This is a genomic window from Motilibacter peucedani (genome assembly GCF_003634695.1).
Taxonomy (GTDB): Bacteria; Actinomycetota; Actinomycetes; order Motilibacterales; family Motilibacteraceae; genus Motilibacter; species Motilibacter peucedani.
In genome coordinates this window covers 303614-315905 of the sequence record NZ_RBWV01000014.1, presented here as the reverse complement: position 1 = coordinate 315905, position 12292 = coordinate 303614, and the positions used below count along the sequence as shown (strand labels likewise).

General features: G+C 74.1%; 13 protein-coding genes. 6 read left to right on the top strand and 7 right to left on the bottom strand.

The window, feature by feature from the left end:
* Positions 1-187 precede the first annotated feature (187 nt).
* Positions 188-727 carry a DUF1990 family protein gene (locus tag CLV35_RS16465; RefSeq protein ID WP_231121952.1) on the bottom strand — a complete coding sequence of 180 codons (540 nt, stop codon included), beginning with the start codon at positions 725-727 and terminating at the stop codon, positions 188-190.
* A 75-nt stretch (positions 728-802) separates the two neighbouring features.
* Here CLV35_RS16465 and CLV35_RS16460 point away from each other — a divergent pair, with 75 nt between their 5' ends.
* Positions 803-1342, top strand: a complete 540-nt coding sequence (locus CLV35_RS16460) for a hypothetical protein (RefSeq protein WP_121194577.1) — start codon at positions 803-805, stop codon at positions 1340-1342.
* Here the strand turns inward: CLV35_RS16460 and CLV35_RS16455 are convergent.
* On the bottom strand, positions 1293-1820 hold the full coding sequence (locus tag CLV35_RS16455; RefSeq protein WP_147431999.1) for a hypothetical protein: 528 nt from the start codon (positions 1818-1820) through the stop codon (positions 1293-1295). The two genes, CLV35_RS16460 and CLV35_RS16455, sit on opposite strands and share 50 nt — an antisense overlap.
* A gap of 96 nt (positions 1821-1916) precedes the next feature.
* Here CLV35_RS16455 and CLV35_RS16450 point away from each other — a divergent pair, with 96 nt between their 5' ends.
* Positions 1917-3380 (top strand): cryptochrome/photolyase family protein, encoded by a 1464-nt coding sequence (locus CLV35_RS16450; RefSeq protein ID WP_121194575.1) that lies wholly within the window; start codon positions 1917-1919, stop codon positions 3378-3380.
* Positions 3381-3395: 15 nt separating this feature from the next.
* On the opposite strand, the gene CLV35_RS16445 is transcribed toward CLV35_RS16450, so the two are convergent.
* From CLV35_RS16445 to deoC, 3 genes are read right to left on the bottom strand one after another with little or no spacing between them, the layout of a single operon-like run.
* Positions 3396-4346, bottom strand: coding sequence for an aldehyde dehydrogenase family protein (locus tag CLV35_RS16445; protein WP_121194574.1), 951 nt, complete (start codon positions 4344-4346; stop codon positions 3396-3398).
* The gene (locus CLV35_RS16440) at positions 4339-5772 is read right to left on the bottom strand and encodes an aldehyde dehydrogenase family protein (protein ID WP_121194573.1); all 1434 of its coding nucleotides are present in this window, start codon (positions 5770-5772) and stop codon (positions 4339-4341) included. Before CLV35_RS16440 ends, CLV35_RS16445 begins: the two co-directional genes overlap by 8 nt.
* Before the next feature lies 1 nt (position 5773).
* Positions 5774-6712: a deoxyribose-phosphate aldolase gene (deoC, locus tag CLV35_RS16435; protein ID WP_121194572.1), complete on the bottom strand. Its 939-nt coding sequence runs from the start codon at positions 6710-6712 to the stop codon at positions 5774-5776.
* Between the two features lie 77 nt (positions 6713-6789).
* Here deoC and CLV35_RS16430 point away from each other — a divergent pair, with 77 nt between their 5' ends.
* Genes CLV35_RS16430 through CLV35_RS16420 form a run of 3 tightly spaced genes read left to right on the top strand, consistent with a single transcriptional unit; the run spans position 6790 to position 8452 of the window.
* Complete coding sequence (locus CLV35_RS16430) at positions 6790-7332, top strand: PH domain-containing protein (protein ID WP_121194571.1); 543 nt, start codon at positions 6790-6792, stop codon at positions 7330-7332.
* A complete protein-coding gene (locus tag CLV35_RS16425; protein WP_231121951.1) occupies positions 7329-7862 on the top strand; it encodes a GNAT family N-acetyltransferase in 534 nt (177 codons plus the stop codon). The genes CLV35_RS16430 and CLV35_RS16425 overlap by 4 nt, the downstream gene beginning before the upstream one ends.
* A 38-nt stretch (positions 7863-7900) precedes the next feature.
* Positions 7901-8452: a type 1 glutamine amidotransferase domain-containing protein gene (locus CLV35_RS16420; RefSeq protein WP_121194570.1), complete on the top strand. Its 552-nt coding sequence runs from the start codon at positions 7901-7903 to the stop codon at positions 8450-8452.
* 22 nt (positions 8453-8474) lie between these two features.
* Here CLV35_RS16420 and CLV35_RS16415 read toward each other — a convergent pair whose 3' ends face one another.
* A complete protein-coding gene (locus CLV35_RS16415) occupies positions 8475-10226 on the bottom strand; it encodes a phospho-sugar mutase (protein ID WP_231121950.1) in 1752 nt (583 codons plus the stop codon).
* Positions 10223-11053 carry a purine-nucleoside phosphorylase gene (locus CLV35_RS16410; RefSeq protein WP_231121949.1) on the bottom strand — a complete coding sequence of 277 codons (831 nt, stop codon included), beginning with the start codon at positions 11051-11053 and terminating at the stop codon, positions 10223-10225. The genes CLV35_RS16415 and CLV35_RS16410 overlap by 4 nt, the downstream gene beginning before the upstream one ends.
* Positions 11054-11201: 148 nt before the next feature.
* Here CLV35_RS16410 and CLV35_RS16405 point away from each other — a divergent pair, with 148 nt between their 5' ends.
* Positions 11202-12260, top strand: a complete 1059-nt coding sequence (locus tag CLV35_RS16405) for a class I SAM-dependent methyltransferase (RefSeq protein ID WP_121194568.1) — start codon at positions 11202-11204, stop codon at positions 12258-12260.
* The last annotated feature ends 32 nt before the right edge of the window (positions 12261-12292 follow it).

Below are 12292 nucleotides of genomic sequence, written 5' to 3'. Positions count from 1 at the left end.
ACGACGGCTGGATCCTCGAGCACGACCCTCGACGACCCGGCCTGTTCCAGTTCCGCAACCCCCGCGGCGGGCCACCCACCCCCGCCGTCCACACCATCGACCGACACCCGGGACTGACGCTCGAGCTCGACCTCGAACCGCCCGACCCGCGGGAGTGAGCGGGCGCGGACACGTCGTCGGACTGCGGTCAGGAGCGCCGCAGTGCGCGCAGGTATCGCCACCGGTAGAACCGCTGCGCCAGGAGGGCGACCGGGAGCAGTGCACAGCGCGGCCCAGTCGCAGCGCGCGTGAGCGACCGCAGGGTAAGCCACACCGTGCCATCGCTCGCCCGGTGCAGCACGAACGCCTCTTCGCCGGCGACGGGGTGGCCCTCGAGCGTGCCGTAGGCGAAGCCGCGCCGACCGGGCTCGTCCACGACGGCCACGACGACGACCGGCTCCCGGACCCTCACCACGCCGATCCGTGCGACGAGCCATACGCGGCTGCCCGTGCTGACAGGAGCCGCCGGCGCCGGCTCCACGGCGAACCCGCTCCGCGTCTTGACTCCCCACGCGATCAGCAGCGACGACGCGCGCTCCCAGCTGTCGCTGCCCCGCCCCACCAGCACGCTGCGCTCGAAGCGCCGGTAGCCGCGCGGGTACGCGCCCCAGTTCGCGTCCGCGGGGGCGGTTGCGCCCACGACGTCGTAGCTCACCCGTCGGTCGGCAAGGGCTCGGCGGCGCACCACGCGGCGAGTATGGCGCCCGCACCGTCGCGCCGAACAGGCGTGTCGACCGCACCCAGCCGGGGGTAGGTGCAGGACGTGGAGGAGACGGTCGTCCTGGGCGGCACGAGCCGCCGCCAGGTCGTGGTATCCGTCGCCCTGCTCCTCGCCTTCGGCGTCCTCGCGGTGCGCTGGGGGAACCTCTACCCGCTGTTCTACGGAGTGTTCCTGGCGGCGGCGACCGTCTCCCGGTGGGGCGACCGCGTCCGCCTCGAGCCCGAGGCGCTCGTCGTCGTGCGCAAGGGCGTGCGGACGACCTACCCGTGGGACGACCTGCTCGAGCTCTCGTGGCACCGCGGCGCCGTGACCTCCGGCCCGGTCGCCCGCACGCGCGGCACGGTGTGGGACACGCCCGGACCCGCAGCGCCGGCGCAGTTGGGCAGCGTCGTGCTGCCGCTCTGGGCGTCCGGCGGAGCCCGCCGACTGCTCGAGGACGCGGCCCGCGAGCACGGCGTGCCCTTCACGCCCGACCTGAGGGGCGTCATCGCACGCGGCCGCCTGCCGCGGCTCCCCAGCGACGCGGCGCGGCTCAGACGGGCCGCGACACCGCAGCAGCCCGCGGAGCCGACGAGCTCGTGACCACGCCGGCGGCGCCGGGAGCCGGCGCCGGCTTGGCGGCCCGCAGCAGCGCCAGCGTCTCGTCGTGCAGGCGGCGCAGCTGGGCGGCGGGCTCGCCGAGACCGGTCAGCGACGTACGCTCCTGCTCGCTCGCCGCGTCGGCGTCCGCGGTGTAGGCCAGTCGCAGGGCCCGGTCGAGGGCCGCCTGGTGCCACAGGACGAGGTAGCAGGCGTCCTCCTTGAGCTCGGAGTCCTGCTCGAGCACCGTGATGTCGCCGATGCGGCTGCTGATGCGCAGCAGCTCGGTCACGACAGGCGCCCCCTCGGCCGACCAGCAGCCGTCGACGGGCCAGCCGCCGGCGCAGCCCTGGATCACGCGTTCGGCGGTGTCCTGCAGGGCGACGGCCTGGCCGAGCTCGCGGCACAGCTCGGCGAGCGGGTGCCAGCGGTCCTGGGCGGGGGCCTGCACAGAGGCGGATCGAGACCTGCGGAACAGCACGCGTACGACTCCTTCGTCGGCGAGGGTTCCAGGCTCTGTCCTGGGAGCGATCTCGTCAAGTGGCGCGCGGCCCCCGAGCGGGTAAGCATTCGCAGCGTGACCCGCCGATGGCTCTTCGCCGACCAGCTGGGCCCGCACTTCCTCGACGAGCCAGACCAGCCGGTGCTGCTGGTCGAGTCGCGCCGAGTGTTCGCCCGGCGCCGCTTCCACCGGCAGAAGGCGCACCTCGTGCTCTCGGCGCTGCGGCACCGCGCCGCCGAGCTGGGTGACCAGGCGGTCTTCGTGCAGGACGACGGCTACGGCCCGGCCGTGCGGGCGCAGCGCGAGCGCGTCAGCGTCTGCCACCCGACGACCCGCCCGGCGCTGCGCCTGGTCCAGGAGCTCGGCGTCGAGGTGCTGCCCGCGCGGGGCTTCGCGACCGAGCAGCAGCAGTTCGCGCGCTGGGCCGGCGGGCACGGGTCGCTGCTGATGGAGGCGTTCTACCGCGACGCGCGCCGGCGCCTCGGCGTGCTGATGGAGCCCGACGGACCGGTCGGCGGCACGTGGAACTACGACCACGACAACCGCGAGCCGCCGCCGGCGGACGGGCTGCACCTCGACGAGCCGTGGTGGCCCGAGGAGGACGAGATCGACGAGCAGGTCCGCGCGGACCTCGACCGCTGGGAGCGGGAGGGTACGGCGCGGTTCGTCGGCCGCGACGGTCCCCGCCGCTTCGCCGCGACGCGAGCTGAGGCCCTGGCCGCGCTCGACCACTTCGTCGAGCGGCGGCTGCCGACGTTCGGCCCCACCGAGGACGCGATGCTGCGGCGGGACTGGACGATGTCGCACTCCCTGCTCTCGGCGACGATGAACCTCGGCCTGCTCGACCCGATGGAGTGCGTGCGGCGGGCGGAGGCTGCGTACCGCTCCGGTGCCGCGCCGCTGGCGAGCGTGGAGGGCTACGTCCGCCAGCTGATCGGCTGGCGCGACTACGTCTACGGCACCTACTGGTGGTTCGGTCCCGACTACCCGGGCGCCAACGCGCTCGGCGCGACGACGCCGCTGCCCGACTGGTTCCGCGAGCTGGACGCCGACGCGGTGGAGGCCGCCTGCCTCCGCGACGTCCTGGCCGGTGTCCGCGACCGCGGTTGGGTCCACCACATCCCGCGGCTGATGGTGCTCGGCAACTACGCGCTGCAGCGCGGATGGAGCCCGCAGGAGCTGACCGCGTGGTTCCACGAGTGCTTCGTCGACGGCTACGAGTGGGTCATGGTCGCGAACATCATCGGGATGTCCCAGCACGCCGACGGCGGGGCGATGGCGACCAAGCCCTACGCCTCGGGCGGCGCCTACATCAACCGCATGAGCGACTACTGCAAGCCGTGCGCCTACGACCCGAAGGTGCGCGTGGGCCCGACCGCCTGCCCCTTCACCGCCGGCTACTGGGCGTTCCTCGACCGCACCCAGCCGCTGCTCGCCGCGAACCCGCGGATGTCGCGACCGCTGCTGGGCCTGGCTCGGCTCTCGGACCGCGAGGCGCTCGTCGAGCAGGAGCGGGCACGCGGCTCGGCGCCGCCGTAGAGCGACCGGGACGCGTCAGACGCCGATCGGGTGCCAGACCGTCTTGGTCTCGACCCACGCCCGCAGCCGCGAGAGCCCGGGCTCGGCGGCGAAGTCCTCGTGGGCGTCGGGGCGGCGCACCCGCTTGAGGTTGTCGGCGGCAGCACGCTCGAGGTCGGCGACGGCCTCCGGTGCCGCCCCGGCCAGGTCGAGTGCGGCGACGTCCATGTGGGAGGCCAGCCACGGCGCGACCTCGGCGGTGCGCCCGGTCAGCACGTTGACGACGCCGCCGGGCACGTCGGAGGTGGCGAGCACCTCGCCCAGCGTCACCGCCGGCAGCGGCCGCTCCTCGCTGGCGAGCACGACCGCGGTGCAGCCGGTGACGATGACCGGCGCGACGACGCTGACCAGCCCGAGCAGCGACGACCGCTGCGGCGCGACGACGGCGACGACGCCCGAGGGCTCCGGCACCGAGAAGTCGAAGTAGGGCCCGGCGACCGGGTTGACCCCGCCGAGCACCTGGGCGAGCTTGTCGGCCCAGCCGGCGTACCAGACCCACCGGTCGACCGCCGCGTCGACGACGCGGGCCGCTGCGTGCGCGTCGATGCCCTCGGACACCGAGACCTCGTGCTCGAACTGCGCCCGTCGCCCTTCGAGGACCTCGGCGACGCGGTAGAGCACCTGCCCGCGGTTGTACGCGGTGGCGCCGGACCACTTCGCCACCGCGGCGTGCGCGGCGACGACCGCGTCGCGGGCGTCCTTGCGGGACGCCTGGGCGGCGTTGGCGAGGAAGTGGCCGTCCGGGGTCGTCACCTCGTAGGAGCGCCCCGACTCGCTGCGGGGGAACGCGCCGCCGACGTAGAGCTTGTAGGTCTTGCGCACGGCGAGCCGGTGCTCGGTGTGAGCGCCCTGGTGCACGGGGTCTGTGGTCAACGCGTCCCTCGAGTGGTCGGCAGTGGTCTCATCGGAGGGGCGGGGCTCACCCATGGAGGTAGCCCTCCAGCCCGTGCCGGCCGCCCTCGCGGCCCCAGCCCGACTCCTTGTAGCCGCCGAACGGTGACGTCGGGTCGAAGCGGTTGAAGGTGTTGGCCCAGACCACTCCGGCCTTGAGCTTGTCGGCCATCCAGAGGATCCGTGAGCCCTTCTCGGTCCAGACGCCGGCCGAGAGCCCGTAGGGCGTGTTGTTGGCCTTCTCGACCGCCTCGCCCGGCGTGCGGAAGGTCAGCACCGAGAGCACGGGCCCGAAGACCTCCTCGCGCGCGATCCGGTGCGCGGGCGAGACCCCGGTGAAGACCGTCGGCGGGAACCAGAAGCCGCGGTCGGGCAGGTCGCACGGCGGCGACCACCGCTCGGCGCCCTCGGCCTCGCCGATGTCGGACAGCTCGCGGATGCGGGCCAGCTGGGCGGCTGAGTTGATGGCGCCCACGTCGGTGTTCTTGTCCATCGGGTCGCCGACGCGCAGGGTCAGCAGGCGCCGCTTGAGCGAGGCCAGCAGCTCGTCGGCGACCGACTCCTGCACGAGCAGGCGGCTGCCCGCGCAGCAGACGTGGCCCTGGTTGAAGAAGATGCCGTTGACGATGCCCTCGACCGCCTGGTCGATCGGCGCGTCGTCGAAGACGACGTTGGCCGCCTTTCCGCCGAGCTCGAGCGTCGCGCGCTTGCGCGTGCCGGCGACGCTGCGCGCGATCGCCTTGCCGACCTCGGTCGAGCCCGTGAAGGCCACCTTGTCGACGTCGGGGTGCTCCACCAGCATGCGACCGGTCTCGCCTGCTCCGGTGACGATGTTGACGACGCCGTGGGGGAGCTCCGCCTGCTGGCAGACCTCGGCGAAGAGCAGCGCGGTCAGGGGAGTGGTCTCCGCAGGCTTGAGCACGACGGTGTTGCCCGCCGCCAGTGCCGGCGCGATCTTCCACGACAGCATCATCAGCGGGAAGTTCCAGGGGATGACCTGGCCCACGACGCCGTAGGGCTTCGGGGCCTCGCCGAGCCCCGCGTAGGACAGCTTGTCGGCCCAGCCCGCGTGGTAGAAGAAGTGCGCTGCGGCAAGGGGGATGTCGGTGTCGCGCGCCTCGCGGATCGGCTTGCCGTTGTCGAGGCTCTCGAGCACCGCGAACTCGCGCGCCCGCTCCTGCAGGATGCGGGCGATGCGGAAGAGGTACTTGCCGCGCTCGCGCCCCGGCATGCGCGACCACGTGCCCTCGAAGGCGGCGCGGGCTGCGCGGACCGCGCGGTCGACGTCGGCGCTGCCGGCGTCGACGACCTCGGAGAGCACCTCCTCGGTGGCCGGGTTGACCGTCTTGAAGGTGCTGCCGTCGAGGGAGTCGACCATCGCGCCGTCGATGAACAGCGAGTAGGAGCTCGCGATGTCGACGACGGCGGTGGACTCGGGGGCGGGGGAGTAGTCGAAGCGCATGTCAGCTCACCGTCACGTAGTCGCGGCCGGAGTAGCGCCCGGTCTGCATCTTGCGCCGCTGGAGCAGCAGGTCGTTGAGCAGCGTCGAGGCGCCGATCCGGTAGAGCGACGGGTCGAGCCAGTCGTCGCCGACGGTCTCGTGCACCAGCACCAGGTGCTTCACGGCGTCCTTCGCGGTGCGGATGCCGCCCGCCGGCTTGAAGCCGACGCGGGTGCCGGTGGCGGCGAAGAAGTCGCGCGCCGCCTCGAGCATCACCAGCGCCACCGGCAGGGTGGCGGCGGGGTTCGTCTTGCCCGTCGAGGTCTTGATGAAGTCGGCCCCGCCGACCATCGCGAGCCAGGAGGCACGGCGTACGTTGTCGAGCGTCGCGAGCTCGCCGGTCTCGAGGATCACCTTGAGGTGCGCGTCGCCGCAGGCGGCCTTGACCTGCTGCACCTCGTCGAGCACGGCGCCGTAGCGCCCCGCGAGGAACGCGCCGCGGTCGATCACCATGTCGATCTCGTCGGCGCCGGCGGCCACCGCGTCCTCCACGTCGGCGAGCTTGACCGGCAGGCTCGCCCGCCCGCTCGGGAACGCGGTCGCGACGGCGGCGACGTGGATCCCCGTGCCGCGCAGGGCGTCGACCGCCACCGGCACCAGGTCGCCGTAGATGCAGATCGCGGCCGGCCGCGGGCACGACGGGTCGTCGGGGTCGGGCACGCGCGCCTTCGCGCACAGCCCGCGCACCTTGCCCGGGGTGTCGGCCCCTTCGAGCGTCGTCAGGTCGATGCAGGAGATCGCGAGGTCGATCAGCGCCTTCTTGGAGTCGGCCTTGACCGAGCGCGAGCCGAGGGTCGCCGCCCGGGCCTCCGCACCGACCTGGTCGACGCCGGGGAGCCCGGTGAGGAGTCGGCGCAGACCGGCCTCGCTGCCGGTGGCGCCGTCGATCGAGATGGCCACGCCGCCAGGCTACGCGGCACCCGGCGCCCCTGGCTCCACCGTGTCTGGGGCCGCCGCGCGTGGGGCAGGATGTCCGGGTGCAGGACGCGTCGGGTCGTGAGGTCGTGCGCTCGGAGGTCTCGCGGGCCTTCGCCGTGATCTGGTGGGTGCTGACCGGCCTGCTCCTGCTCGACGTCGTCGTCCGCGGCTCCTGGCCCTCCGGCGCCGTGGCCGCGCTGGTCCTGCTGCTGACCATGGTGGGCGCGTTCGCGTTCTGGTGGCGCCCCGAGGTCGTGGCCGACGACGACGCCGTGACCCTGCGCAACCCGCTGCGCGACATCGTCGTGCCCTGGGCGCGCGTGGTCGCGGTCGGTGGCCGCTGGACGCTCGACATCCGCACCGAGCGCGCCACCTACACCGCGTTCGCCGCCGCGCCGAAGTCGCGGCCGAAGCGCAGCCGGCGCGGCGACGAGGTGCCGACCGTGCCGACCTCCGGCATCACCGAGCGCCTCTCCGACCGCTGGGAGCGTCGGCGCCTCGCCGGCGCCGACGGCCCGGTGGTGGTGCGCTGGCGCTGGGAGGTGCTGGCGCCCGCGCTCGCGCTCGTGGTCGCGCTCGTCCTGGTGGCGGTGGCGACGTGACCGGTCGTCCGGTCGCGGTCTCAGCCGTACGCCTGCGCGCCCTCGCGCCCGCCGACGTCGCGACGCTCGACGCGTGGAGCGCCGACCCCGGCCACTTCACCGAGTTCGCCGACTTCGGCATGCCCGCCCGCTCGCACGCCGCCCTGCTGGCGCGGGCGGAGCTCGAGGGCGGCTACGGCTTCCTGGTGGTCGAGGTCGACGGGCAGCTGGCCGGGTCGGTGTCGTGGCAGTCGGTCGCCTACGGGCCCAACCCCGAGTCGCGGGCCTGGAACATCGGCATCGGGCTCGACCTGGCGTTCCGCGGTCGTGGCGCCGGGACCCGGGCCCAGCGGCTGCTAGCCGACATGCTGTTCGCCACCACCGACGCGGGCCGGGTCGAGGCCTCCACCGACGTGGAGAACCTCGCGGAGCAGCGCGCGCTCGAGAAGGCCGGGTTCACGCGCGAGGGAGTGCTCCGCTCGGCGCAGTGGCGCGGCGGCGCGTGGCACGACCTGGTGTCCTACGCGCGCCTGCGCACCGACCCGCGCTGAGAGTTTTCGCCCGCCGCCCGACCGGGCACGTGGTACCCATGGCAACGAACACGCTGCAGGGCAAGACGATCGCGTTCCTCGTCGCGAACGAGGGCATCGAGCAGGTCGAGCTGACCGAGCCGTGGAAGGCGGTGCAGGAGGCGGGCGGCACGCCGCGGCTCGTCGCGCCGGAGGCCGGCGAGGCGCAGGCGTTCAACCACCTCGACAAGGGTGACACGTTCCCTGTCGACGTCATGGTCGCCGACGCCGACCCGTCCTCGTTCGACGGCCTGGTCCTCCCGGGCGGCGTCGCGAACCCCGACACCCTGCGCACCCAGCCCGACGCCGTCGCGTTCGCCAAGGCGTTCGTCGACGCGGGCAAGCCGGTCGCCGTCATCTGCCACGGGCCGTGGACGCTGGTCGAGTCCGGCGCCGTGAGCGGGCGCACGCTGACCTCGTGGCCCAGCCTGCAGACCGACGTCCGCAACGCCGGCGGCACCTGGGTCGACGAGGAGGTCCACGTCGACGAGTCCGGCCCGGGCGTGCTCATCTCGAGCCGCAAGCCCGACGACCTCGAGGCGTTCAGCCGCACGATCGTCGAGCGCTTCTAGCGCACTCCCGGACGGGTGGCGCTCAGGCGAGCAGCGCGCGTACGCCGTCGGCCAGCCGCGACCGCACCTCGGTCGCGGCGGCCACGGCGGCCGCCACGTCGTCGCCCTCGACCGGGCGCACCACCTCGAGGTAGGCCTTCACCTTCGGCTCGGTGCCGGACGGGCGCACGATGACGCGGGCGCCGTCCTGGAGCCGGAAGCGCAGCCCGTCGGTGGGCGGAAGCCCGTCTACGCCACGCGAGAGGTCGTCGACGCCGGTGACCGTGAGCCCGCCCAGCGACTCCGGCGGCTCGGCCCGCAGCCGCTCCACCGCCGCGCCGATGCGCGAGAGGTCGGTGAAGCGCAGCGAGACCTGCCCGGTCAGGTGCACCCCGTGCGCGCGGTAGAGGTCGTCGAGCTCGTCGAGCAGGGTCCGTCCGGCCGCCTTGGCGACAGCCGCCATCTCGAGCGCCACCAGGGTGGCGCTGATGCCGTCCTTGTCCTTCACGCCCTCGGGGTCGACGCAGTAGCCCAGCGCCTCCTCGTAGCCGAAGCGCAGGGCCGGCACCTTCGAGATCCACTTGAAGCCGGTGAGCGTCGACGAGTAGCCGACACCCGCTGCCGCGGCGATGGTGCCGAGCAGCGAGGAGGACACGAGCGACGAGGCGAGCGACCCGCCCTCGACGCGCCCCCGGCGCAGCAGGTGCGTGGCGAGCAGGGCTCCGAGCTCGTCGCCGGTGAGCGCCCGCCAGGTGCCGTTGCGGTCGGGCACGGCGACGGCGAGCCGGTCGGCGTCGGGGTCGTTGGCTACCGCGAGGTCGGCGGAGTGCTCGCGCGCCAGCTCGAGCAGCAGGTCGAGCGCGCCCGGCTCCTCGGGGTTGGGGAACGACACCGTCGGGAACTCCGGGTCGGGCTCGGCCTGGGCTGAGACCACCTGCGGCGCCGGGAAGCCGGCGGCCGCGACGGCTCGCGCGGACACCGCGCCGCCCACGCCGTGCATGGGCGTGTAGACGGTGACGAGGTCGCGCGGGGTGGCCGGGTCGAGCACCGAGACCGCACGGGCGACGTAGGCGTCGACCACGTCGTCACCCAGCGTCGTCCAGGTCTCCGCGCGGGGGATCGAGAAGTACGGTCCCACGGCCTTGATCTCGCGGCTGATCTCGACGTCGGCGGGAGGCACGATGAGCGAGCCGTCGCCGAGGTAGACCTTGTAGCCGTTGTCGGCGGCCGGGTTGTGCGAGGCCGTGACCATCACGCCGGCCGAGGCGCCGAGGTGGCGCACGGCGAAGGCGAGCACCGGCGTCGGCAGCGGGCCGGGCAGCAGCAGCGCCTCGAGGCCGGCACCTGCGACCACCGACGCGGCGTCGCGGGCGAAGTCGGCGGAGCGGTTGCGCGCGTCGTAGCCGATGACCACGCTGCGCCCGCCGTGCAGCCGGAGGTAGGCGACCAGGCCGGCGGTGGCGCGGGTGACCACGAGCCGGTTCATGCGGTTCGGGCCGACGCCGACCTCGCCACGCAGCCCGGCGGTGCCGAACTCGAGGCTGCCCTGGAACCGGTCGCTGAGCGCGGCCACGGGGTCCGGCGCCGCGAGCAGCGCCTGCAGCTCGGCGCGGGTGACCGGGTCGGGGTCCTCCGACAGCCACGCCTGCGCGAGGTCGGTGACGTCGACGGTGTCCTCGGAGTGCCGGTGCTCGCGCGGCTCGGGCTGGCGGTCGGGCGCGTTGCGCGTCGCGTCGGGCATGCGCTGCTGGTCGCCGGCCTGCGACTCGTCGGAGGTGGCGGGCAGCTCGCTCACAGCGCGGCCACCAGTGCGCCGAGCAGCCCGCCCATGCGGCCCGCTGCCTCGTTGCCGGCGGCGAGCACCTCGGCGTGGTCGAGCGGCTCGCCGGTCATGCCGGCCGCCAGGTTGGTGACCAGCGAGATGCCGAGGACCTCCGCTCCCGCCTCCCGGGCCGCGATCGCCTCGAGCGTGGTCGACATCCCGACGAGGTCACCGCCGATCGCGCGGACCATGCCGATCTCGGCCGGCGTCTCGTAGTGCGGGCCGGGCAGTTGCACGTAGACGCCCTCCTCGAGGCTCGGGTCGAGCCCCTTCGCCAGCTCGCGCAGCCGCGTCGAGTAGAGGTCGGTGAGGTCGACGAACCGCGCGCCCTTCAGCGGCGAGGTGGCCGTCAGGTTGATGTGGTCGCGGATCAGCACCGGCTGCCCGGCGGAGTACTCCGGACGCAGGCCGCCGCAGCCGTTGGTGAGCACGACGGTGCGGGCGCCGGCGGCGGTCGCGGTGCGTACGCCGTGCACCACCGCGTCGACCCCGCGGCCCTCGTAGAGGTGGGTGCGGCCGAGGAAGGCCAGCACGTGCGTGCTGCCGACGCGCAGCGACCGGACCCGGCCGGCGTGGCCGGCGACGGCCGGCGGCGCGAAGCCGGGCAGGTCGGTGACCGCGAGGTCGGCCACCAGCTCGTCGTCGCCGGCGACGAGCCCGTCGACGGCGGGCACCCAGCCCGAGCCGAGCACGAGGGCGACGTCGTGGGTCTGCACCCCCGTGATCTCCCGCAGCCGCTCGGCGGCTGCGGAGGCGGCGGCGTACGGGTCGGCCGGGTGGGGCGCGGAGGCGTCGGTCACCCGAGGAAGCGTAGGGGAGGGGCGCCGAGCCGTCGCCAACCTGGGCGCCCGGGACGCCCGAGATGGGCAGTCGCTGCCCTGTCCAGGCCTGCGCCCCGCTCCTAGCGTCCGAGGCACGAGATCCGCACCCACCTGAGGAGGAACCACCATGGCCATCGACGAGCAGGAGCTCCACGCCTACCTCGGCCGTTTCGTCGTCGACCTCGGCGCGACCGTGCAGGCGGCCACCGTGCTCATCGGCGACCGGCTCGGGCTCTACCGCGCCCTCGCCGAGCTCGGCCCGAGCACGCCGGCCGAGCTCGCCGCCCGCACGGGCACCGCCGAGCGCTACGTCGCCGAGTGGCTGCGCGCGCAGGTCGCCGGCGGCTACGTGTCGTGGGACGGGGAGGCCGAGCGCTTCCACCTCGACGAGATCCAGGCGTTCACGCTGGTGTCCGAGGACAACCCGTTCTTCCTGCCCGGCGCCTTCCAGCTCGCCGCGGCCGCGGCCCGTGACGAACCTGCTGTGGCCGAGGCGTTCCGCACCGGTGAGGGCGTCGGCTGGCACGAGCACAACACCGACGTCTTCGTCGGCTGCGAGCGCTTCTTCCGGCCGGGCTACTCCGCGAACCTCGTCAGCAGCTGGCTCCCGGCGTGCGACGGCGTCGTCGAGAAGCTCACCGCGGGCGGCCGCGTCGCGGACATCGGCTGCGGGCTCGGGGCCTCGACCCGCATGATGGCCGCCGCCTTCCCCGCCTCGCGCGTCACCGGTTTCGACTACCACGACGAGTCGATCGCCCGCGCGAGCAAGCAGACGGCCGAGGAGGGGCTGCAGGCGCAGGTCGACTTCGAGGTCGCCGCGGCGGCGGACTACCCGGGCACGGGCTACGACCTGGTCACCTCGTTCGACTCGCTGCACGACATGGGCGACCCCGTCGGCGCCGCCCGGCACGTGCTGCAGAGCCTGGCGCCCGAGGGCACGTGGCTCGTGGTCGAGCCCGCCGCCGGCGACCGGTTCGAGGACAACCTCAACCCCGTGGGCCGCGCCTACTACAGCTTCTCGACGCTGCTGTGCGTGCCGAACTCGCTCTCGCAGGAGGTGGGGCTCGCGCTCGGCGCCCAGGCCGGCGAGGCGGCGATCCGCGGGGTCATGGAGGCCGCGGGCTTCACCCGCTTCCGCCGGGTCGCCGAGACGCCGTTCAACCTGGTCTTCGAGGTCCGCCCCTGAGGGCAGGTCCTCGACAGGACCTGGGCAGCACG

What these genes read in the sequence shown, in the direction of transcription:
- CLV35_RS16445 (WP_121194574.1), bottom strand. Translation starts at nt 4,346, where the DNA reads ATGGGTGAGCCCCGCCCCTCCGATGAGACCACTGCCGACCACTCGAGG.
- CLV35_RS16440 (WP_121194573.1), bottom strand. Translation starts at nt 5,772, where the DNA reads ATGCGCTTCGACTACTCCCCCGCCCCCGAGTCCACCGCCGTCGTCGAC.
- CLV35_RS16420 (WP_121194570.1), top strand. Translation starts at nt 7,901, where the DNA reads ATGGCAACGAACACGCTGCAGGGCAAGACGATCGCGTTCCTCGTCGCG.
- CLV35_RS16405 (WP_121194568.1), top strand. Translation starts at nt 11,202, where the DNA reads ATGGCCATCGACGAGCAGGAGCTCCACGCCTACCTCGGCCGTTTCGTC.